At 39.1% G+C, this 23,946-nt stretch carries 21 protein-coding genes; 20 read left to right on the top strand and 1 reads right to left on the bottom strand.

Going from position 1 to position 23,946, the window contains the following annotated elements:
* Nucleotides 1-2: 2 nt before the first annotated feature.
* The 15 genes from G603_RS0108535 (at nucleotide 3) to hslO (ending at nucleotide 17,659) form a co-directional block, all read left to right on the top strand.
* A complete protein-coding gene (locus tag G603_RS0108535; protein WP_026669955.1) occupies nucleotides 3-1,049 on the top strand; it encodes a glycosyltransferase family 2 protein in 1,047 nt (348 codons plus the stop codon).
* Between the two features lie 51 nt (nucleotides 1,050-1,100).
* Nucleotides 1,101-2,189, top strand: coding sequence for a glycosyltransferase family 2 protein (locus G603_RS0108530; RefSeq protein WP_026669954.1), 1,089 nt, complete (start codon nucleotides 1,101-1,103; stop codon nucleotides 2,187-2,189).
* 19 nt (nucleotides 2,190-2,208) lie between these two features.
* A complete protein-coding gene (locus G603_RS0108525) occupies nucleotides 2,209-4,032 on the top strand; it encodes an ABC transporter ATP-binding protein (RefSeq protein WP_026669953.1) in 1,824 nt (607 codons plus the stop codon).
* 120 nt (nucleotides 4,033-4,152) lie between these two features.
* Entirely contained in the window at nucleotides 4,153-5,121 is a 969-nt protein-coding gene (locus G603_RS0108520) for a glycosyltransferase (protein ID WP_155832648.1), read from the top strand.
* A gap of 64 nt (nucleotides 5,122-5,185) precedes the next feature.
* Nucleotides 5,186-6,295, top strand: a complete 1,110-nt coding sequence (locus G603_RS0108515; protein ID WP_026669951.1) for a DegT/DnrJ/EryC1/StrS family aminotransferase — start codon at nucleotides 5,186-5,188, stop codon at nucleotides 6,293-6,295.
* 48 nt (nucleotides 6,296-6,343) lie between these two features.
* Nucleotides 6,344-7,285, top strand: coding sequence for a glycosyltransferase family 2 protein (locus G603_RS21465; protein ID WP_051207652.1), 942 nt, complete (start codon nucleotides 6,344-6,346; stop codon nucleotides 7,283-7,285).
* A 20-nt stretch (nucleotides 7,286-7,305) separates the two neighbouring features.
* Nucleotides 7,306-8,538: an ATP-grasp domain-containing protein gene (locus G603_RS0108505; protein ID WP_026669950.1), complete on the top strand. Its 1,233-nt coding sequence runs from the start codon at nucleotides 7,306-7,308 to the stop codon at nucleotides 8,536-8,538.
* Between the two features lie 78 nt (nucleotides 8,539-8,616).
* On the top strand, nucleotides 8,617-9,381 hold the full coding sequence (locus G603_RS19730; protein ID WP_051207650.1) for a WbqC family protein: 765 nt from the start codon (nucleotides 8,617-8,619) through the stop codon (nucleotides 9,379-9,381).
* Nucleotides 9,382-9,553: 172 nt separating this feature from the next.
* Nucleotides 9,554-10,993 carry an IS110 family transposase gene (locus G603_RS0108495; RefSeq protein WP_081669868.1) on the top strand — a complete coding sequence of 480 codons (1,440 nt, stop codon included), beginning with the start codon at nucleotides 9,554-9,556 and terminating at the stop codon, nucleotides 10,991-10,993.
* Between the two features lie 523 nt (nucleotides 10,994-11,516).
* Nucleotides 11,517-12,683, top strand: a complete 1,167-nt coding sequence (locus tag G603_RS0108485) for an ABC transporter substrate-binding protein (protein WP_026669949.1) — start codon at nucleotides 11,517-11,519, stop codon at nucleotides 12,681-12,683.
* A 2-nt stretch (nucleotides 12,684-12,685) separates the two neighbouring features.
* Nucleotides 12,686-13,432, top strand: a complete 747-nt coding sequence (locus G603_RS0108480; protein WP_051207647.1) for an ABC transporter permease — start codon at nucleotides 12,686-12,688, stop codon at nucleotides 13,430-13,432.
* Nucleotides 13,429-14,007 carry an ABC transporter ATP-binding protein gene (locus G603_RS0108475; protein ID WP_026669947.1) on the top strand — a complete coding sequence of 193 codons (579 nt, stop codon included), beginning with the start codon at nucleotides 13,429-13,431 and terminating at the stop codon, nucleotides 14,005-14,007. The genes G603_RS0108480 and G603_RS0108475 overlap by 4 nt, the downstream gene beginning before the upstream one ends.
* Before the next feature lie 41 nt (nucleotides 14,008-14,048).
* On the top strand, nucleotides 14,049-15,536 hold the full coding sequence (locus G603_RS0108470; protein WP_026669946.1) for a 4Fe-4S dicluster domain-containing protein: 1,488 nt from the start codon (nucleotides 14,049-14,051) through the stop codon (nucleotides 15,534-15,536).
* 157 nt (nucleotides 15,537-15,693) lie between these two features.
* Nucleotides 15,694-16,677, top strand: a complete 984-nt coding sequence (gene pta / locus G603_RS0108465) for a phosphate acetyltransferase (protein WP_026669945.1) — start codon at nucleotides 15,694-15,696, stop codon at nucleotides 16,675-16,677.
* A gap of 97 nt (nucleotides 16,678-16,774) precedes the next feature.
* Nucleotides 16,775-17,659, top strand: a complete 885-nt coding sequence (hslO, locus tag G603_RS0108460) for an Hsp33 family molecular chaperone HslO (protein WP_026669944.1) — start codon at nucleotides 16,775-16,777, stop codon at nucleotides 17,657-17,659.
* A gap of 105 nt (nucleotides 17,660-17,764) precedes the next feature.
* Here hslO and G603_RS0108455 read toward each other — a convergent pair whose 3' ends face one another.
* Entirely contained in the window at nucleotides 17,765-18,379 is a 615-nt protein-coding gene (locus tag G603_RS0108455) for a biotin transporter BioY (RefSeq protein WP_242834856.1), read from the bottom strand.
* An 873-nt stretch (nucleotides 18,380-19,252) separates the two neighbouring features.
* Here G603_RS0108455 and topA point away from each other — a divergent pair.
* The 5 genes from topA (at nucleotide 19,253) to fliE (ending at nucleotide 23,737) form a co-directional block, all read left to right on the top strand.
* The gene (gene topA, locus G603_RS0108450) at nucleotides 19,253-21,340 is read left to right on the top strand and encodes a type I DNA topoisomerase (RefSeq protein ID WP_026669942.1); all 2,088 of its coding nucleotides are present in this window, start codon (nucleotides 19,253-19,255) and stop codon (nucleotides 21,338-21,340) included.
* Nucleotides 21,341-21,480: 140 nt separating this feature from the next.
* On the top strand, nucleotides 21,481-22,260 hold the full coding sequence (codY, locus tag G603_RS0108445; protein WP_026524286.1) for a GTP-sensing pleiotropic transcriptional regulator CodY: 780 nt from the start codon (nucleotides 21,481-21,483) through the stop codon (nucleotides 22,258-22,260).
* A gap of 225 nt (nucleotides 22,261-22,485) precedes the next feature.
* Nucleotides 22,486-22,881: a flagellar basal body rod protein FlgB gene (flgB, locus tag G603_RS0108440; RefSeq protein ID WP_026494470.1), complete on the top strand. Its 396-nt coding sequence runs from the start codon at nucleotides 22,486-22,488 to the stop codon at nucleotides 22,879-22,881.
* 35 nt (nucleotides 22,882-22,916) lie between these two features.
* Nucleotides 22,917-23,375, top strand: a complete 459-nt coding sequence (gene flgC / locus G603_RS0108435; RefSeq protein ID WP_026524287.1) for a flagellar basal body rod protein FlgC — start codon at nucleotides 22,917-22,919, stop codon at nucleotides 23,373-23,375.
* Nucleotides 23,376-23,395: 20 nt separating this feature from the next.
* Nucleotides 23,396-23,737, top strand: coding sequence for a flagellar hook-basal body complex protein FliE (gene fliE / locus G603_RS0108430; RefSeq protein ID WP_026524288.1), 342 nt, complete (start codon nucleotides 23,396-23,398; stop codon nucleotides 23,735-23,737).
* Nucleotides 23,738-23,946 lie beyond the last annotated feature (209 nt).

Genomic DNA, 23,946 nt, shown 5'->3' with positions numbered 1-23,946 from the left:
CTATGGAAAACAAATTGGTTTCTATCATAATGCCGACTTTCAATGGCTCCGTCTATATTGAGAAGTGCATTGAAACGGTATTGGCTCAAACATATAAGAATTTTGAATTGATAATTATTGATGATGGATCAACAGATAATACACTATCTGTTTGTAATAGTTATGCGCAAAAAGATAATCGTATTACAGTTATAAAAACAGATAATTGTGGCGTATCGTCTGCCAGAAATGCAGGAATCAGTGCAGCCGGCGGCGAATATGTTACTTTCGTTGATGATGATGATTATCTTGAAAATGCTTTGATTGAGAAGTATGTGGAGGCTTTTTCTGAATGGAAAGATAAAGCCGCATTTGTTACGGTCGGTATTGTGATGCAAAATGAGTTCAACAGAAATGTTGAAGATAAGAACCTGATTTTAGAGTCGGGATATGGATATTTGTTAGGCGAAAATTATCTGCTTAACAGAAGTGTTGCATCTACGCTTGCATGGCTTAAGCTTTTTAATTTTGTAACAAATAAGTGCTATCGACTCAGTAAAATTATAGATAAAAATATTAAATTTGATTCCAATGTAAATGTTGGTGAAGATTTAAAATTCAATCTGGATTATTTGTTAATTGATAATGGGAATATCGGAATGATCAATATTCCTCTCTATCATTATGTAAAAAGAAAAGAAGATGGTCTTTCATTAAAATATCACGAGGACAATCTGAAAAATACAAAAGAGATATACAGATATTTCATCGAATGGGAATCCAAGCAGAAGGGAACAACGGAGGACAATATTCTTGTGCTTAAATCCATGTATATTTATGACTGGACCAATAGATTGACATCAGAGTATACAGAGCATAAAGGGGACCGCGATTTAAGCCTGGTAAGGAAAAAACTGAACAGGGAAATTCGAAGCAAGGAATTTCGAACAATGCTCAAGGAAGTACATAAAGCAAAAAAAATAAGCTTCGTAAGATATATGTGCCTTCGAACCGGAATATATGACATATTCTATTTTGCCCGGATTATTTATATGCTTCCAAAGGGCTGAGTAAGGTTACGCTTCTTTTTATAATAAAATAATAATATCGGAAGGAATACTATGAGGGAGAGTGATAAGCTGGTATCTGTAATAGTGCCGGCTTATAATGTTGAAAAATACATAGAGAAATGTGTAAGATCAGTTATTTCACAGACATATGAAAATCTGGAGATAATAATTGTTGATGACGGATCATCTGACAGTACATGGGATATCATCAGGTCTCTGATGGCTGAAGATGAGCGGGTTAAAGGCTTTAAATCAGAAAACGGAGGCGTTTCTCACGCAAGAAATATTGCTTTAGAGAACGCGAAGGGTTATTACTGTCAGTTTGTTGATTCTGATGACAGTCTGGCTGTCGATGCTGTGCAGACGATGGTTGATGAAATTGAAAAAGCCGGTTCGGATTGGGTAAACTGTCAATATAACAGGTTAGGCGAAGATGGACATAGTCTTGAAGAATACAATTTCATTAAAGGATTTATAGACACCTCTGACGAGAACAAAAAGTTTGATTTTATAATAAATAAGCTTCTTGAATATCATGTTGGATATGAAGTCTGGAATAAGTTGTTCAAGATGTCCGTAATACAAAGCAATGGTTTAAAATTTCTTGAAAATTGTCATATAGGAGAGGATTTTGCCTTTAATATTGAGTATGCTTTCTATGCGAGCAGTATTTCATGCATAGAGAACAGACTGTACAACTATCTGGTTCGTCCGGGATCCGCTATGGGGAGCAGCGGAGCATTAGAAAAAAGCTTCGAAGAGTCGTTGATCATAGCAAAAGGACTTAAGAACAGATTTGAATCAGCGTTTATTGGAAATACAAAAGAAAAATATTGCCAACTCTTTGTGAAAATCATGAATCACGCCAGCCAGGGTTACACTGCTCCGGAGACTGTAAAGGTTGCAGCTGCTTCCAAAGATAGAATGATTTATCATAGTATACTTAAGATGGCTGTGGATCATAAAAATGATTTTAAAAGTTTTTACAGAGAAGATTTGTCAAAACTGTACTGGCGATATTGCTACTATGTTTTGACATATTTAGAGGAAAACAATGCCGGGAAGATATACTTTCGAGTTTACAATGCATATCGGAGATTAAGAAAAAGAGCAACAATTGAAGAGTGGCGATTGATTTAGAGGGTGTATCATCTCAGAGATGTTTTTTAAAATAGTAAACAACATCATTGTTGAGCTGATATTAAGGAGAATGATTTTGGGAGTGATAAAGGAAAAAGTCAAAGACTTTAAAGGTGGTATAATTGCAAGATTATATTACAACCTGAAATGGATATATTCTTTTTATCATAGTTATATTGTAAGGATAATATTATATGTTTTAATCGAACTGGTATGTATGAGTGTTGATTTTTATATAACGTATAAATTAGGTACTTTGGTCGATTTCGCATTGGATAGGAATACATCAAAAACTATCGGAATGTTTATTCTCTATATAGGTTTATTTGTTATAAATGCATTACTGAGCATCACGGCAAATAGATTTGGCGCATGGAATTGTAATTCCATGCGTTCTGAACTTGTAAAGAAGTTGTACGATAAATTGATACACGCTGATTGGGAACAGCTTACGTCTTATCATTCAGGTGACCTTATAACAAGAATGTCCACCGATGCTATGACTATTTCGGGAAACGCTAACGGATTGTTCACAACATTTATAACAAGAACGCTGATGATTATTCTTTCACTGGTAGTAATCATTATGAACGACGTATCCATGATATTTGTTGTATTAGTTGTGGCACCGATTATTTTGGTAAGCTCTAGAATTTTCATGAATAAAGTCTATGAATGTCAGGCAGCAATAAAAGTGGTTGAGAGTAAGGAAAACTCTTATCATAAAGAATCATTTCATAATATTCAGGCTATTAAGGCATTTGGACTCGCTGATGAGTTTTACAAACGAATAGAGATTCTTGAAAAAGAACGCTATAAAGCGGATATGAAATCAAATTTGTTTTCGTTATTACAATGGGGAATTACGTACCTGGGAGGTATTTTCTCAGGACTTATTTGTATCGGTTGGGCATTCTACAGAGTTAATTCCGGAATTATGACTATTGGTGCACTTACTGTAGTGATAGCCATGGCTTATAGAATTGCAACTTCAGGTAAGGAACTGCTTGCATTGGTACCGATTTCACTTCAGCTGACTGTTTCAACGGAAAGAGTCAGAGAATTACTTGATATAGAAGACGAAAAGGACGTTGATTATTCTGCCTGCGAAGAACTATTTGAAAATGGAAAAGACAAGGGCATTGCCATTAAAGTAGAGGATATGTCTTTTGCGTATAAAACCAGCAGACAGATTTTTAATAAAGTTTCACTGGAGGCACATCCGGGAGAAATAATAGCACTGGTAGGACCTTCGGGTGAAGGTAAGACGACTATGCTCAGACTGCTTCTTGGTATTTTGAATGTTCAGGAAGGAAGAGCGTTTGCATATCCTGAAGGAAATGAAGAGGAAAGCCTGGCTTTATCAACTGATACCAGGCCTCTTATAGCATATGTACCGCAGGGCAACACAATGCTTGCAGGAACAATAGAAGAAAATATGAAATTGATCGCTCCGGATGCTTCTGAAAAAGAGATAACAGATGCGTTGGAGCAGGCTTGTGCTTATGATTTTGTTAAAAAACTTCCGGACGGAATCCATCATATGATCGGTGAAAGCGGTACAGGTTTTTCCGAAGGGCAAAATCAAAGACTGGCTATTGCCAGGGCTATTCTTAGAAAGACACCCATACTTTTGATGGATGAAGCTACATCGGCTCTTGATGTCGCCACAGAGAGAAAGGTTCTCAGTAATATTATGAAGAAGGACAATACGAGGACCTGTATACTCACAACACACAGACCCAGTGTGCTTTCAGCCTGTGACAGAGTTTACAGAATCAGTGATGGCAATGTGACTGTTATTGGTGGAGCAGAGATTCAAAAACTGATGAATGAGTTTTAACCAGAAAAAGCAGAGAATGCAAAATATTAAAAAGATTGGAAAGGTTTCATAATGATCCAGGTATATTTAAGATTTTATTCTTCATGTGAGCATAATAGAATTATTGCGACCGGATTTAAAATGCTTGAAAAACTGTCAGTTTTGGAACTCCATATGCAGGTAATGCCTTCAGAAAACGAAGAGCTTAACAGAATGGGAATTGTTGAAGCAAAAGTAAAGGACGACAATAATTCTGTTACAATGGCATATGATTTAATGGATGGATATAATTTTGATACTAAGATAGTGGCAGAGTATATAGATTCAGTGGATTTTTATTTTAAGCGAAGCTTTAGTAAAGACATAAATATGAATATATTTAATGAAAATCAAAGTAAGAAAACATATCCACTATCTCTTAATTATGATGTGAGCTATTTCTTTAATCCTATAGATTACAATGGGAGCTTTTCGGAAATATTGAAGGTGTTTACTAAGAAGATAGCAAGGCGTAATGATGTGAAATATTATGAAAAGGGAACGGATGGGCTTATATATGATTGTTTATTTATGTGCAGATTGTGGAATCCGGATGAAATCTCCGAAACATCGCTAAAAGAAGAACGTAATAGAATAAATGAGGATAGAATTAAATTAATCAGAGCACTTCGTGAGGAATATGGACAAAGATTTATAGGTGGATTACAGGATAATGAGATTGCCAGAAAAATGTGTCCGGATTTAATTATTTCTCAAAAACTCACACAGAAAAATAACTATATGAAAATAATGAGAAATTCTAAAGTATGTATTGCAACTACGGGCTTACATAATAGTATAGGGTGGAAATTTGCAGAATATATGGCGGCCGGAAAAGCAATTGTTTCAGAAATGCTTAATTATGAACCATACGGTGACCTTAGAGAGGGCATTAATTATCTGGGATTCAATACAGGTGATGAAGCTCTTAAGAAAATAAAAGATTTATTGGGAAATGATTCAAAAAGAGTTTCTATGGAACAAGCAAATAAAGAGTATTATTTTAAATATCAAAGACCTGATAAACAAATCTTGAATTCTTTAAGATTGGCAGGTATTGTCAGTGATTAGATTAAGTAACTGTTGATTACTGCCAAGACTATATTTAAAAATGTGTTTACAGCTTGAGGGAAAAATGCAGGAAGACATATATGTCACAAGACCAACTCTACCGGAGTTGGATGAATACATAGAATATTTAAAACAGATTTGGGATACTCATAGCCTGACTAATATGGGAGAAATCTGTCAAAAGTTTCATCAGAAATTATCAGATTACATGAATGTGGAGTACTGTCTGCCGTTAACTAATGGACATATGGCGTTAGAGCTGGTAATTCAGGCATTTGGGCTTTCCGGTGAAGTAATAACAACTCCTTATACATTTGCATCCACAACACATGCTATTGTAAGAAATAATCTTGCGCCGGTGTTTTGCGATATAAGGGAAAGCGATTGCACCATTGATGCAGATAAAATAGAAGAGCTGATAACGGATAATACCTGCGCAATCGTTCCTGTGCATGTATATGGGATGCCCTGTGATGTTGAGAAAATCGAAAGCATTGCTAAAAAACATAACCTTAGAGTCATTTATGATGCGGCACATGCTTTTGGCGAGAGTATAAATGGGAAGAATATCGCAGCCTTTGGCGATGCTTCCATGTTCAGTTTTCATGCTACAAAGTGCTTTAACAGTATCGAGGGTGGCTGCGCGGTTCTTCACGATGATGAGTTATTACTAAGACTTTATCAGCTGCACAATTTTGGCATAATGGATGAAGAAAATGTTGATTTCGTCGGAGCCAATGCCAAGATGAATGAGTTCCAGGCTGCAATGGGATTATGCAATCTTGAGCATTTTGAAGAAAATAGGCTTAAACGTAAAAGATTATTTGATTTGTACAGAGAAATGCTATCCGGCATAGATGGTATCAGACTGCTGGATTATGATGAAGACAGGATTAAATATAATTACAGTTATTTTCCGATTTTTATTGATGACAGAAAATTCACCATGGGCAGGAACGCGGTTTATGAATATCTGTTAACTGAGAATGTACATGCGAGAAAATATTTTTATCCTATCACAAGCAAATTTAATTGTTATAAAGACATCAAATATAAGGGAGACACTCCCATAGCAGAAAAAATGTCGGAGCAGGTGCTTGCATTGCCTATGTATGCGGACCTCGACATTGAAACAGCTCGGGCTATTTGCGAATTGATTATAAAACTTAAGTGATCTTGCATATTTTAGGTCAATATTTAGCCGACAGTAAGGAATTTACAAATGAACTTAAAGGTAAGTGTAATTGTAGCAACCTATAATCAGGAAAAATATATAAGACACACGCTTGAGAGCATAGTGACTCAGAAAACAGATTTTGCTTTTGAGGCTTTAGTCGGAGATGACTGCTCAACTGATGGTACGGCAGAGATTATCAAAGAGTTTGCAACTAAGTATCCTGAAATCATAGTCCCCTATATAAGGGATAAAAATCTTGGAATGTATGGCAATATTCCTGAGCTGATGACTCATGCCAAAGGAGAATATATTTCCATTATTGAAGGTGACGATTATTGGATAGATGAAAACAAACTCCAAAAACAGGTAGATTTTCTTGATAATAACCCGGATTACATCGCATGCTATGGAAGATGTATCATCGTTGACGAAAATGAGGTACGTCATCCGGAAATAGAAGCATATGACATGTTTAAAGCTGATAAGGGTGACTATACAATAAAAGAATTTGAAGAGTATATTCTTCCGGGTCAGACTGCGACATCGATGTTCAAAGTAATAGACTATAAAGAGATGGGAGAGAAATTTCAGAAGGCAAACATTGATGTAAGCAGGATCATAGACAGGGATTTGATTTTATGTATGATGTCCTGCGGAAAAATATACAATTTTGGAGAATACTTTGCTGCTTATCGAAGGATGATGAATGTCGACAGCGGATCATGGTCATCCCAAAATGATTATTACAGCATAGATAATTTGCTGCAATATCTTGATGGCTTAAAGAGAATGGAAAAGATGGCTACAGCGCTCGGGCTCAATCTTGATTTTGATGCAAGAAGAAATTATGAGCTGGGCAAGCTATATAAAAACAAGGATTCTTTTTCTGCAGAAGATATTAAACTGATAAAAGAAAAGCTTAAAGACGGGTACAATACATCTTACAAATTTTATCTTATGAATTTGAAAGTATTGTTTAAAAAGTGATTAAAATGAGGGATTAGATAATGGATAAATTACTACTGTTAGGAAATAACTATCATGTTGATTCATTGCTGAAATGTGCACAGGACAGAGGAATATATGTTATCGTTACCGATAATTTACCTGTGGAAGAGTCGCCGGTAAAGAAGATGGCAGATGAGTACTGGGATATTAGTATAACAGATATCGATTTACTTGAAAAAGAAATCAGAAACAATGGAGTAAACGGCATTTTATGCGGAGCAAGTGAGCTTTGTATGGATGTAAATATAGAGTTATGCAAACGTTTGGATCTGCCTTGTTATGTTCCGGAAAACGCATGGGAAATAACAGGCGATAAAGTTAAGTTTAAAAATGCGTGTAGAAAACATAACGTACCTGTTGCGGAGGATTTTTCAATAGATGAAGAATTTTCAAAGAGTGATTTGGAGAAAATTAGTTATCCGGTAATTATCAAGCCAATTGATGGATGTTCAAGTATCGGAATTCATGTATGTAATAATGAGACTGAATTAATTGAAGGCTACAAGGATGCAATAAATCATTCGAATAAAAAGCAGGCCATGATTGAAAAGTATTATTCCGGTAAGGATGTAATGCTTATGTTCTTTTTCAAAAATGGAAAAGCAGAATATGTTGAATCGTGTGAGTTGATAGGTGATAAAAAGAATGGAAGACTATTTGTTAATGCAACTAATCCATCTAAGCATGTAGATTATTTCAAGAAAGAAATATTTGGTTCACTCTATGATCTTTTTAGTGATTTGAATTGTAATGAAGGCTTGGCGTGTGTCCAGGGAATTATGACAGATGGTAAATTTGTCGTAATCGAGATGAATTATCGTTTCCCGGGATGCAGTTTTATGCAACAGGGGTATGCATGCGATCTGGTTTTAAACTATATTTATCCGGGGTATGCTAAAAATAATTTGGAGTTAGTGACATATCCGGCATTGAATGCGTATGATGTTTGGCTAAGATGCGGTAAGATATCTCGAATTGATGGGATAGAAAAAATAAAAGAACTGATTCCGGGTGTTATGTTCGATAGAGCCAGAGAAGTAGGAGATGTAATTGTTGAAAACTCAGGGATGAGACAAATGTATTCACAGATATTGTTTTTCGGCGATGTAAACGATGACGATATGCGCAGATATATGGAAATCGTCAATAAATACTTAGTGGTAGAAGATCAAAATGGTAATGACATGGTATGTAGATATAAGATAGAAAATGGTCGTGCAATTCAATTATGATGCAGAAGATAAATAGACGATGAGCAAATATTACAAGATTATGAGGGGCTGGAATTATAATTTAGGTTGGGTGACAATATGAAGATAGGAATAATGCAACCGTATTTTTTCCCTTACCTGGGATACTGGCAGCTTATGAATGCGGTTGATGAGTATTTGATTATGGATAATGTTAATTACAAAAAAAATGGTTTTATTAATAGAAACAGGATTCAGATAAATGGTGAGCCTGCGTATTTTGGGGTTCCTATCAGAAAGGCTTCTCAAAATAAGTTGATCTGTGAACATGAGACAAATCTCGATGAGAGTATTGTGAACAAGATGCTTACCACAATTAACAACACATACGCAAGAGCGCCATATTTTAAGGATGTTTATGAGCATATCAGAGAAATTTTGGAATTTGGGCTTTCTGATGTAGGCCGTAATCTTTCTGATTTTTTAAATTATTCAATAAACAGAACTGCAGAAAAGCTGGGAATAGAAACTACGATAATGAGAACTTCTGAGAAAGTCAGACTTGATTATGAGTACAGGAGAGAACATCTGGTAGTAGCCTATTGTAAGCAAAGAAATGCTGATGAATATTATAACGCTATAGGTGGAACCAAGCTTTATTTTCAGAAGTTTTTTAGGGAGAACGGAATTAATCTTAAGTTTGTAAAAACAAATGATGAGTTAAGCTATAAGCAATTTACGGATGATTTTATCAAAAGCTTATCAATTATTGATGTGATGATGTTTAATTCACCGGAACAGATCAAGGAACTTTTAAACCAATTCACATTGATAGATGGATACGAAACTATTGATGATTATGAAAGAAGTGTGAAAGAAAGTTAGTTTTATATATGAAACATATAAAATCCATAGCATGAGCGATGATAGAAATAAAGATATGGAGCTTCCTGTATGATATAAACAGGGGTTGACCTAAAAAGAATACCTCAAGTAAAGTTGGATTGTTACTGACCTGGCAGTTGGTAATAATCCAAGAATACGAGAGGTATCTAACATGAATGCTAAGGCAAAGAACAACAAAAATCAAGTAAGCAACAACTTTTCGGTGATAAATACTTTATCTGCCGAAGAAAGACAAACCAGAGTGGATGATCTCTTAAATACATTGCAGGCTAAGACCTGGCATGATCTGGAGACATCAGGAAAGTTTGATAAGAATGCCAAGCTATCATTTATATCAGATGACATGCTTATAGTTGGATGCGATATAGGCAGTGAAACCCACTATCTGAGGGCTATAGATAGAAAAGGCAGAGAACTCAGCAAAAAGCCATTCTCTTTCCTTAACAACGAGGAAGGATTTGAAGCCGCAAAAGCTTGGATGGTAGACCTTGCTGCAGTAAATGGTAAGAAACAGATAGTACTTGGACTCGAACCTACAGGTCATTACTGGTTTTGCGTGGCAACATGGCTGATAAGCAATGGTATCAGTGTGGTGCAGGTAAATCCATATGCAGTAAAACAGACAAAAGAAATCGAGGATAACAGCCAGCTTAAGGATGACAGAAAAGATCCCAAGGTTATTGCAAACCTTGTTATGAACGGAAACTACGGTATGCCATATCTTCCGGAGGGCATCTACGCTGATCTGCGTAGTCTCTCACTTCTAAGGAGCCAGCTTGCTGAGAACAGGATCCGCAGCATAAACAGGTTACACAGGCTGATGAAGATTTACTTCCCTGAATATAAGGACGCATTTGGGAAAACAGATGGCAGTTTTGCAATGGAGATACTTAAGGTTGCACCGTTTCCAGAAGATATAATCAGACTAGGCGAAGACGGTATCCGAGATATATGGCACAATGCTAAGCTTAGAGGACGCGGCTATAGCAGGGCTGCTGAGATATTCAAGTATGCTAGCGTAAGCATAGGCAAGAAAGAAGGCTCAGAGCCGGACAGATATTCAGTAAAGTGCCATGTTGAAGACATCATCTCATTGGATGAGAGGCTTGCAACAGTTGAAGCTGCAATCAATGAAAAGTGTATGGAAATACCCCATGCAGAGAACATCCTTGAAATAACAGGACTTGGACAGAACATAGTAGCCGGAATCATATCTTCAATGGGAGACATTGAAAGATTTGATGACGCAAAGGAAATACAGAAACTCAGCGGATTAAACCTTGTAGCCAACAGTTCAGGCAAGCATAATGGCGAAACAAAGATAAGCCATAGAGGACGCAAAGAACTGCGAACCTGGCTGTTTCAGGGAGCTAAATCGGTAGTGGCTCATGCTCCAGAATTCCAGTATATACATGAGTATTACACTACCAGAGCGAAGAATCCTCTAAAGAAGATGCAGTCGCTGATAGTCATAGCATGTAAGCTTCTCAGAATCATATTTACTATCCTTAAAAAAGGAATTACCTACGATCCACAGAAGATGCTTGATGATATCAATAGATTTGAAGAAGCAGAAATAGTGGCTGCTTAAGAAAGAAACATGCTCCGGAATCCTGTCGAACTACTGAGCGTTGTTCAGTGGTTGGCCAGGGTTCCGGATAGGAATCCAGTAACAGCAGAAGCAAGTCTTCTGCAAAATAAAGCTACCAACTTACAACAGGATGGATTGCGTCCACCGACTTGTCGGTACCATCCAAAGTGTAGATTGGTCAGTAAAGGACAACAAACAAGAGCTGTAGCTGGCGGTGGTATTTTCCCTAGGGCTTGACCCTGTTTAGGAGCTTTGCTGGCACTTGGTGTATGAATTGGCTGGACGAAGGAAGTTGGGACACGATCCCTTTAGACACGGAAGGTTAGCCATCATAGTTGATCAAAGGAGAAATGGCCTTTATAGAGCAAACAAGAGGATGCTTTATTAGTGCTACCTGAAATCGGCTATTCAGTACAAGATACTATGACAATTCATCACCTTTGGCTCTTGTTTTGAGGAATAACAAAATCGTCAAAGCCAGTAAAAATCGTATTTTCAGGCTTGACAGAATAGGAAGGATTTTATGAAAAAAAGAATTTTATCTATGCTGTGTGTAACTGCGCTTACAGTAGCTACTTTGGCAGGCTGCGGCTCTGCGGGAGATACTGCATCTGAACCTGATGCTACAGAGCAGGTAGCTGAAGTTGAGGCTACTGATGAGCCGGCGCAGGAGGCAGAAGAGAGCGAAGCTTCTGATGCTGCTACAGAGGTATCTGAAGAAGAGGTAGCAGAGGCTACAGAAGAAGCTTCAGAAGAAGAGGCTACAGAAGTAGCTGAAGAAGAGATAGCAGATGATGGCAGAAGCTTTGAGCTTCTCAGAATAGGGTCTCTTAAAGGCCCCACAACCATGGGCATCGTAAATATGATGAAGGATTCCGAGGAAGGCAAGACTGCCGGTAACTACGAGTTCGAGATGGCTACTCAGCCCGATGAACTGGCATCCAAGCTTGTTGCAGGAGATCTTGATATAGCGCTTATTCCTGCCAATCTGGCATCAGTTCTTTATAATAAGACAGAGGGCGGAATAAGCTTTGTTGATATCAATACACTGGGCGTTTTGTACTGCGTTACAGGAGATGAATCTGTAAAAACTGTAGCAGATCTTGCAGGTAAGACAGTTATTACAACCGGTCAGGGTGCAACACCTGAGTATTCCATCAGATATCTTCTTGATAAAAATGAAGTAACTGACTGCACTCTTGATTTTAAGTCAGAAGCTACAGAGGTTGCTGCCGTACTTGAAAATGATCCTACAAGTATCGCGGTTCTTCCACAGCCCTTCGTGACATCTCTTTTGATTAAAAATGAGAATGTAAAGATTGCATTCAGTCTTGCGGATGAGTGGGAGAATCTTTCCGAGAGATCACAGCTTATCACAGGCGTTACTGTTGTAAGAAATGAGTATCTTGATGAGCATGTTGATGAAGTTGAGAACTTCATAGATGAGCATGTTGCAAGTGTAGTTGCTGCCACAAGCGATGAAGAGCGTACAGCAGAGCTTATTGCTGAATACGGAATCATCGAGAAAAAGGAGATCGCCAAGGCTGCACTTCCTAACTGCAATATTGTGTGTATCACAGGTGAAGCTGCAGGAGAGATCCTTTCAGGATATCTTGAGACTTTATTTGCACAGGATCCCAAATCTGTTGGCGGACAGCTTCCGGATAATGATTTTTATAAGCTGAGGTAAATATGACAAAATTTATCAAAAACGTAGTGGCTGCTGTTTTCTGGCTTTTAGTATGGCAGATAATAGCACTTATAGTTCACAATAAGGTTCTGCTTGCAGGTCCCATCACTTCTTTTAATGCACTTATAAGAATGTCGGGAGAGCCTGAGTTTTGGCAGTCTGTTTCCGCTTCATATTTGCATATTATCGCAGGTATATTTATCGGAATACTGCTTGGAGCGATCCTTTCCGTTGTTTCATATAAATATGAGCTGGTGGATATGTTTTTATCCCCACTTGTACTTGCGCTTAAGTCCATACCCGTTGCCAGTATAATTATCCTTATACTGATATGGGTGGGAAGTGACTTTATTTCAACCTTTATTTCTGCGCTTGTGGCATTCCCCATTATGTACGTGGGAATGAAAAACGGATTTACATCGGCAGATAAAAAGCTCCTTGAGATGGCTCATGTTTACAGAATGCCGCCTTTAAACCAATTCAGGTTTATTTATATGCCTGCTGTATTCCCGTCACTGGTAAGTGCTGTGTCTCTTGCTATCGGAATGGGATTTAAGAGCGGTATCGCAGCGGAAGTAATCGGACAGCCACTTTTGTCTATGGGAAATGGCCTGTATCGTGCTAAAATATATTTGGATACGGGAGACGTTTTTGCCTGGACCTTTGTAATCATTCTTGTTTCATGGATCACAGAGAAAATAGTTATGCTTCTGCTTTCTCTTATTAAGAGAGGAGGTATGGTAAAATGACTATAGATCTTGAGAATATTAGTAAATCCTATGGTGATCTTAAGGTTCTTGATAACTTTAATCTTGAGATAGAAAACGATCACTCTTATGTGATAACGGGTGAATCCGGAAAGGGCAAGACCACTCTTATAAGGATTTTGCTGGGGCTTGAACAGCCTGATTCAGGAAAAGTACACCTGATGGGTGACTATAAATATGCATATCTTAATGCGGGAGTTGTTTTCCAGGAAGACAGACTTTGTGAGAATTTCTCCGCAGTACAGAATGTAGTCATGGTCAATAAGAACAATTCCGTAAAGGTGGCTGAGGAGGAGCTTAAAAAGCTTCTTCCGGAGGATTCAATTTATAAGCCTGTAAGGGAGTTGTCAGGGGGCATGAAAAGACGAGTGGCTATCGTCAGGGCATGCTCCATACCTTCAGATATGCTGATAATGGATGAACCTTTTTCAGGGCTTGATGCTGTGGCAAGGCAGAAGGCAATTGATTATATCAGAGAAAAGCAGGGGAGAAATCCTCTTTTCATAACCGCACATGATGCGGAGGGCTTTGATTTCTGCAGAGAAGTGAAGCTTTAAGGTAGTAACTAATAAATGGTAGGAATTAGATAGGAGATTTTATGGTAACAAACGACAAAGGGATAGTAAGCTTTAAACACAAGATTATGGAAGAGGTATGTCGCCTCGCATGGAATGATGAGCTGGATGAAGCTCATAAGGATAAACTTGCGTATGACATGGCTCCCGGTCCCAAGCCGGAGTATCGCTGCTGCGTTTATAAGGAAAGAGAGATTGTACGTCAGAGAATCAGACTGGCATGCGGTCAGGCACCTACTTATAACGAGGGCTCTAAGAATGTGGTTCAGGTAATCGATCCTGCTTGTGATGAGTGCCCTATTTCTGCATTTTCAGTAACTGATAACTGCAGATTCTGTATAGGTAAGGCTTGCCTCAATTCATGTAAATTCGCAGCTATTCACGAAGGTGATATGCGTATGCATATCGACCCTGCAAAGTGTAAAGAGTGCGGTATGTGTGCAAAGGCCTGCCCTTACGGAGCAATCGTTCATCTTGAGCGTCCCTGCCACAAGGCTTGTCCTGTTGGCGCTATCACTTATGATGAGTATGGTTACTGTAAGATCAATGAGGATAAGTGCATACAGTGTGGTCATTGCATCCACAGTTGTCCTTTCGGAGCAATCGGTTCTAAGACTTATCTTATTCAGATCATCGAAGCTATCAAATCAGGCAAAAAGGTAATCGCTATGTGCGCACCTGCTACAGAGGGTCAGTTTGGTGAGAATATCACCATGGCTGCTGTACGCAATGCTCTTATCAAGGTTGGCTTTACTGATATGGTAGAAGTTGGTCTTGGCGGAGACATGACAGCTGCTTATGAGTCCAAGGAGTGGGCAGAAGCTTACGAACAGGGCAAGAAGATGACGACATCATGCTGTCCTGCATTTATAAATATGTTAAAGAAGCATTTCCCGGAGCAGTTTGAGAATAACATGTCCTCAACAGTTTCTCCTATGTGTGCCATTTCAAGATATCTTAAGGCTCAGGATCCTGAGTGCATAACAGTATTTGTAGGTCCCTGCATTGCTAAGAAGTCTGAGGCGCAGGATGAGACAGTGCCGAACAATGCTGATTTCGTTGTGACTTATGGTGAGCTCAGAGCTCTTATGAGATCGAAGGATGTTGAATTTGAGCCTGTTGATGATACTTATCAGGAGTCTTCAATCTGGGGTAAGAGATTTGCTACAAGCGGCGGCGTTGCCAATGCTGTTATTGAGTGTATGCAGGAGAGAGGCCAGGATGTAGCAGACCTTAAGCTTCTTAGAGCAGCCGGTGGTATCGAATGTAAGAAAGCACTTACACTTCTTAAGATGCATAAGCTCCCCGAGGACTTCATCGAGGGTATGGTTTGTCCCGGTGGTTGCGTAGGTGGTCCTTCCAAGCATAAGACAGAGGTTGAGATTACCAAGGCAAGAGCAAGTCTCCTTGCAAAGGCTGATGGCAGAAAGGTTCTTGAGAATCTTAAGAACTATCCTATGGATAAATTCTCAATGCACAGAGACGGTAAGAAGATCGACCTTCCTGATTGATAGAAATAACGTGGTTTTGCTAGATTGACATTTTTTTATCTATTATTGAGTATGAATTATTATTGATGTAAAATAATCCTCGTGTGATTTTTTGCGTGATTTTTTACAATACGTTTTCAGGTCTTTAGACCTATGTTCATAATTAGGAGGAATTAAAATGTACGGTTTTGGCGAGATGATTTCAAAACTTAAAGCAAACCCAAAAACAATAGTATTCACAGAAGGTGAAGATCCCAGAATTCTTGAGGCTTCTTCAAGACTTCTTGCAGGTAACTTCTTAAAGCCTATTCTTCTTGGTAACCCTGATGTTATTAACAGGGCTGCAGAGGAAGAGGGATATAACATCAGAGGAGCTGTTATAATCGATCCTAACAACTACGAAGATTTTGATGCTATGGTAGACGAGTTTGTAGAGCTTCGTAAGAGCAAGGGCATGACACCTGAGCAGGCAAGAGAGATTCTTTCTCATTCCAACTATTTCGGAACAATGCTTGTTAAGATGAAGAAGGCTGACTGTCTCCTTGGCGGTGCAACATATTCAACAGCTGATACAGTTCGTCCTGCGCTTCAGATCATTAAGACTAAGCACGGCAACAGCGTGGTTTCATCATGCTTCATCCTTGTTCGTCCCTCAGCAATCGGCGACAATGAAGTAATCGCAATGGGTGACTGTGCTATCAACATCGATCCTACAGAGGACGAGCTTGTTGAGATCTGCAAAGAGACAGTTGATTGCGCTAAGGCATTTGGCGTTGATCCCAAGGTTGCATTCCTTTCATTCTCAACTAAGGGTTCAGCTAAGAGCCCTTCAGTTACTAAGATGCAGAATGCTGCAAAGAAGGCACAGGAGAAGTATCCTGAGATTCCGATCGATGGTGAGCTTCAGTTTGACGCAGCAGTTTCTCCCAGAGTAGCAAGGAATAAGACACCGGATTCACCTGTTGCAGGACATGCAAATACATTTATTTTCCCTAACATCGATGCAGGTAACATCGGTTATAAGATTGCTCAGCGTATGGGTAACTTTGAAGCATACGGTCCTATTCTTCTTGGACTTAATGCACAGATCAACGATCTTTCAAGAGGCTGCAATGCTATAGAGGTTTATTCTATGGCTATCATCACAGCAAGCCTTGCATAATTGATACAAGCGTTACCGGCTTATTCTGATTGAATAAGCCGGTTTTTTAACTTATATGGAATCACTATCTGATTTCTGTAAGTTTTAGGAGACATCTATGGAATATAAAGATTACATGGTGCGTGCCACAGCAGGTAATGCACAGATTAGAGCATTTGCAATTACTTCAAGGAATCTTGTGGAGGAAGCAAGGAAGATTCACTCTCTTAGCCCTATTTGCTCAGCGGCTTTGGGCAGACTTATGAGCGGTGCTCTAATGATGGGAGATATGCTCAAAGGAGAGAAGGATGCACTTACAATAACTGTTGACGGAGACGGCCCCATTGGAGGACTTCTTGTTACTTCAAATAACAAGGGCCAGGTAAAGGGCTATGTTAAGAACAATGCAGTTGTTCTTCCCAATAACGCCGAGGGTCATCTTAACGTAGGCGGAGCTGTAGGTAACGGAACACTTACTGTTACAAGAGATCTTGGACTTAAGGATCCTTATGTTGGAACAATTTCTCTTTACTCCGGTGAGATAGCAGATGATCTTACCTGCTATTTTGTAGAATCAGAGCAGATCCCTTCATCTGTTGGTCTGGGAGTTCTTGTGAATAAGGATCTTAGCATTATGGAGGCGGGAGGCTTTATTGTTCAGCTTATGCCTGATGCTACTGAGGAAGTAATTTCCAAGCTTGAAAGCAATATTCAGGGAATGCCTACAGTTACAGATATCCTGAGAGATGGCAAGACTCCGGAGGATCTTCTTTCCATGGTTCTTGACGGACTTTCAATGGAGATTACAGATACGAGACCTGTTGAGTATCACTGTGGCTGCGATAAGGACAGAGTAGAGAGAGCACTGGTCCTTCTTGGTAAAAAAGAATTGCAGAGCCTTATAGATGATAATGAGGATATTGAGATAAAGTGTCAGTTCTGCGGAACAGCTTATAGCTTTACTCCCACAGAACTTAAAGAACTTATGCTTAGAGCAAAATAAAAAAGAAGACCTTCCATGAAGCTTTGATTAGCCAAATGGAAGGTCTTTTTATTGTTTGCTATCGCCAGAGCTACAGCAGTTAAAACGAAGCAGTGTGGAAAATTTTTAATGCGCCAGTACTTTATCGAGGCGCTTTTTTAATTCGGGTCCGACGATTGCTACTATAGCAATTTTGATTATGCTGGTAGGAATAAAAGGAATAACGCAGGCTGCCAGTGAATATGCAAGATCAGCCTGAGCAATGATCATGAACCATACTGTACCAAACGCGTAGTTAACTACTGCTCCCAGGATGAGGGCTGTAACAACTGTAGCATAGTAGAGAGCAGGCTTTGAAGATGATGTGCGAACCTTTACTCCAAGCTTATGTCCAAGACCTGCAGTGTAGGACAGTATAGGGAATGATATAAGGAATCCGCCTGTCATACCAAGAAGTATGCCAAGACCACCCTGAAATGAAGCAAATACCGGAATTCCTACAGCTCCCATGAGAAGATAAAGCAGGGTAGCCAGTGTTCCCTTTTTTCTACCTATAACAATTCCTGCAAGAGGAACGATCAGTGTCTGCAAAGTCATAGGAACACCTGCAGGCATAGGTATTGAAATCTGTGAAAGTACAGCCATGATTGCAGCAAATGCTGCGATCTCACAAATATCTACGGTGGTCAGCTTCCCTTTTGTTAATTCATTGTCCGAGTAATTCTTTTCTTTAGTCATCATTTGTCTCCTTTTAAACATAGGCAGGTTATCAAAAAATATTTAAGTTACTGTAAACCGTAAAAATTGTGTGTAAATATAGAACAATTATCAAATTATAGTAACAAATACCTGTCTGCATTATTGAGTTTATTGTTTATTGTTTATCATGTCAACTACAATTTGATATTTGTATTTGCATTGAAGACACACTAAATATGGGCATGAATTATGATTAGATACAATATATTTGAGGAAAAATGGTTATTTGTCACACTTTGTATAATAATTCACAAAATTTAAATGAATTGTACAGTATATTCTGAATAATAAGATAATTAGCTATAAAAGTGTAAATTATCTAAAATATATATTAATTAAGCGGAAATGTGTTGACAATTTAAGGCGATATTGATATCATCATAATTACCAAAAAGAAAGCGGATGGAAACAAAAGTAGCAAAGGTAGCGAGTGCTTTACCGGAGCGAGGATAAGAGGTTTCCTCTGTTTTGAGGAACAGGGCGAGATGAGGCGGCGAGTGCTTCACCAATTCGAGTCAGTGTTCCCTTATTTTTCTAACGAATCGTGGTACCACAGGAACGGCGAGTAATTCGGATGCCGGTGGTAGACAGAGATCAGGTGCGCAACTGGTTTCGGTGATGAAGGATTCGAGAAAATAAAATAATTCTACAAAGGAGAACAGTCCATTGGAAATTCAGAACTAAAGGGCGTCGATCAATTGAAGGTCGGCGCCCTGATTCTTTGTCCTTTTTTAATCTATTGTAAATATGTAGAAAAAACATAGTTGCACTTACAAAAAATTTAGTGTATATTACGAAACTATGAAACGGAAAAAACGAGTTTCTACTATTATATAAAAGAACGAGGGGCATTAAATGGCAACAAAGAAGAAAAAACTGCTTATTGTGGAGTCTCCCACTAAGGTAAAGGCTATCAAAAAGTTCCTGGGTAATGGCTATGAGGTTGCAGCCAGCAACGGTCATGTCAGAGATCTTCCCAGAAGTCAGATGGGTATCGATGTAGATCACGGATTCGAGCCCAAATATATCACTATAAGAGGAAAAGGCGACGTTCTTGCTTCTCTTAGAAAGGCAGCAAAGAACGCAGAACATATATATCTTGCAACTGACCCTGACCGCGAAGGTGAGGCTATTTCCTGGCATCTTATGACGGCTCTTAAGCTTGAGGATGCTAAGGATCGTTTTTCACGTGTGACTTTCAATGAGATCACTCAGTCTGCAGTTAAGGAAGCTATGAAGCATCCAAGGGACATCGACATGAATCTTGTTGATGCTCAGCAGGCAAGACGTGTTCTTGACAGAATGGTTGGTTATGAGATTTCTCCGCTTCTTTGGGATAAGATCAAGAGAGGCTTAAGTGCAGGACGCGTTCAGTCTGTTGCGCTCAGAATTATCTGTGACAGAGAGGATGAGATCAATTCTTTTATTCCTCAGGAATATTGGACACTGGATGCTGCTCTTAAGGTAAAGGGTGAGAAGAAGCCTATTGTAGCCCGTTATTATGGGAAGAACGGCAAAAAGGTAGATATAGCTTCAAAGGATGAGCTTAATGCTATACTCAAGGAATTAGAGGGTAAGAAATTCAAGATTTCAGAGATCAAGAAGGGTGAGAGAGTTAAGAAAGCACCGCTTCCTTTTACAACATCAACTCTTCAGCAGGAAGCTTCCAAAGCACTTAATTTCTCAACTCAGAAGACAATGCGTACAGCGCAGCAGCTCTATGAAGGAATCGATATGGGTAAGGCCGGAACAGTAGGTCTTATCACATACCTTCGTACTGATTCAACAAGAGTTTCAGAAGAAGCTCAGGCAGCTGCACAGAAATATATTGTGGATGCTTTTGGAGAGGAATATCTTGCTGAGAAAATCGCAGGCGGTAAGAATACTGCCAAGATTCAGGATGCTCACGAAGCTATCCGTCCTACAGATGTAAACAATACACCTGTTGCGGTTAAAGAGTTCCTTTCAAGGGATCAGTTCAGACTTTATCAGCTTATCTGGCGCAGATTTATGGCCAGCAGAATGGCTGCAGCAAAATATGAGACCACATCAGTTAAGATTGATGCCGGTGAGCATAGATTCACAGTAGCTGCATCAAGAACTGTCTTCGACGGATTTATGAATGTTTACACCGACGAAGATGATCAGATCGAGAAGAATACTCTTGCAAAGAGAATTGATGAGAACTCAGAGCTTGTTCTTGAGGAGTTTGAGGAGAAGCAGCATTTCACACAGCCTGCTCCTCATTATACAGAGGCTTCCCTTGTACATGATCTGGAGGCTCTCGGTATCGGAAGACCCAGTACCTATGCGCCTACAATCACCACAATCCTTGCAAGACACTATATTACCAAAGAAAATCGTAATCTCTATGTGACAGAGCTTGGTGAAGCAGTTAACAGAATGATGAATGATGCATTCCCTCAGATTGTTGACGTTACCTTCACATCTACCATGGAGACGCTTCTTGATGGTGTCGCTGAGGGCAGCGTGAAGTGGAAGACAATTGTTGAGAATTTCTATCCTGATCTTCAGAATGCAGTTGAGAAGGCAGGAAAGGAAATCGCTAAGGTTGAGATTCAGGATGAGGTTTCTGATGTTGTATGTGAGAACTGTGGAAGAAACATGGTTATCAAATACGGCCCTCATGGAAAATTCCTGGCATGTCCCGGATTCCCTGAGTGCAGAAACACCAAGCCTTATTACGAGAAGACCGGTGTTATGTGCCCTAAGTGCGGTAAGGATATTGTTCTTAAGAGAACAAGAAAAGGCAGACTTTACTATGGATGTATCGACAATCCTGATTGTGATTTCATGGTATGGCAGAAGCCTTCAGCTAAGCCTTGTCCCAGATGCGGAGGCCTTATGCTGATAAAGAATAATAAGCTTGTCTGCAATGATCCTGAGTGCGGATATATCGGAGATAAGGATACAGAAGAGTAAATTTTTAAACAATTTATTTAATTTTAATAAAATATTCGACAAATTACTTTGAAGTTGTTCAATATGTATGTTACAATCGCATTAGTTGTAGAAGATTTATGCAAAACGTCTAGCATTTTCTGAAAAAAGGAGCGATTCCAATGAGTAGCGTACAGCTTTTGGATAAAACGAGAAAAATCGGGAAATTACTACATAACAGTAATTCCGGCAAGGTGGTTTTTAACGATATCTGCACTGTGCTGTGTGACATTCTTAATTCCAACATGCTTGTTATAAGCAGGAAGGGAAAAGTGCTTGGTATCGGTGAGACTACTTCCGTCGATTCTCTTGGCGGCCTGATTGTTGATGATGTCGGCAGCTTTATCGATCCGATGCTTAATGAACGACTTCTTACGGTTTTGTCTACTAAGGAAAATGTTAACCTCGAGACTCTTGGTTTCGAGGGAGATGTTATGAGAAAATACCAGGCAATAATTACGCCTATTGAAATTGCCGGTGAGAGACTTGGCACACTTTTCATTTATAAGTGCAATGAGCCATACGATATCGATGACATTATTTTGTGTGAATATGGCACAACTGTTGTGGGCCTCGAGATGCTCAGAGCAGTTAATGAAGAGAATGCTGAAGAGAGCAGAAAACTTGCGGTTGTTAAGTCTGCTATCAGTACGCTTTCATTTTCAGAGATGGAAGCTATCATTCATATTTTTGATGAGCTCGATGGAATGGAAGGCGTCCTTGTGGCAAGTAAGATTGCTGACAGAGTAGGTATTACTCGAAGTGTTATTGTAAATGCACTCAGAAAGTTTGAGAGTGCAGGCGTCATTGAATCCAGATCTTCAGGAATGAAGGGAACCTACATCAAGGTTTTGAACGACGTTGTATTTGATGAGATCAAAAAGCTGAAAGCGCAGATGTAATAAAATGCGTATTTGTGGCCGATATATATTAAACAGGAAGTATTATGATGAAGGGATTTATCTATTTTGATAAATCCCTTTTGCCATATTTGGATTTACTAATCCTTGTATGATGTTCATACAAAAAACACAATATGAAGTGTATTTTTTGTCAATACATCTTGTAATTTGAACAAAATGAACGTAATATGTAGATAGGGTCAAAAGGCGAACGGGGGTATTTTTATGATTAATAGTAACGCTTTTGATTACATCAATGTACTTGATAAGACTGCAGATGCATCCTGGACCAGGAATGAAGTTTTATCAAACAATATTGCCAATGTGAATACGCCAAACTACAAGCGCGAGGACGTTGCGTTTGAGAGAGAGCTTGAGCGTGCTCTTGGCAACTCCAGATATAAATCCATGGACGCTAAAGTGGCAGATCTTAAGGTCAACAGACTGAAGGCAAGACCATATACAGATTATTCCAATTTCTCATACAGAATGGATGGGAATAACGTAGATATCGATACTGAGAACGTGACTCTTGCAGCCAATCAGATCAAATATCAGGGTGTAATGCTTGGAATCAATTCCGAGTTCACCAATCTGAAGAATGCGATGAAGAGCTCATAAGCTGTGAGAATGCAGCAGAATCTTAGGAGGGTCTTATGATTAGTACCGGTAATATATTTGATTCTTTTAACATAAATTCATCGGGAATGACAGCAGAGCGTTTCCGTATGGATATTATTGCTGAGAATATCGCCAATGCCAATACCACAAGAGATGCTACCGGCGATGTTTATACCAGAAAGGTAGTTACCTTTACAGAGAAGGGTGTGCAGACACCTTTTTCCAAGATACTTAATGACAGACTGGATAAATACAGCGGAAGAGGCGTTAAGGTTTCTTCTGTAAAGGATGATACCTGGACAGATTACAAGATGGTTTATGATCCGTCACATCCTGATGCAGATGAGTATGGCTATGTTACATATCCAAATGTGGATATTGTTACAGAAATGACCAACCTCATCGATGCTCAGAGGGGCTATGAAGCAAATGCCACAGCATTTAGCGCCAGCAAATTCCTAATGACTCAGGGACTTTCCATAGCTCAGTCATAATAATCATGGGGGATTAATTTATGGCAGATATTGATATCAGTCAGGTTAGAAATGTTCATTCAAGAGCCATACGTGATGCCGAGAAGGCATACAGCACCATTACCAATCCTGTAGGGGACAGATTCGGCAATGATGGCTCTTTTACCAATATTTTCACAAGGGCAGTGGAGAACATCAATACTACCAATGCCTATCTGTCAGATGCCGAGAACGAAGAGATCAAATGGGCTCTTGGCGAGACTGACAACACACATGATCTCGGTATTGCTTTGCAAAAAGCTGAGACAGCACTTCAGTATACCATTGCTGTGCGCGACAGACTGCTAACAGCGTATAGGGATATTATGAACATGCAGATATAAAGATTTCAAAAGTCCTGAGTTTCCGTGCTTGCACTGGGAAACGTAGGACCTTGGAAATCTAACAGACATGAGGAAGTAGCCGGATACGGCGGATTCCGAATGGCTGCAGGATTGCGAGAGCAGCTTGCTGCGTAGCAATCCGTATTATATCTTTAGTTTTAAACATTTAGTTTTAAACATTTAATATTTAAGCATTTAAGTTTTATGGG

It is taken from the genome of Butyrivibrio sp. AE3006 (assembly GCF_000424165.1).
Classification (GTDB): domain Bacteria; phylum Bacillota; class Clostridia; order Lachnospirales; family Lachnospiraceae; genus Butyrivibrio.
Note: the sequence above shows the minus strand (reverse complement) of the source record. Positions and strands in the feature narration are given on the sequence as shown.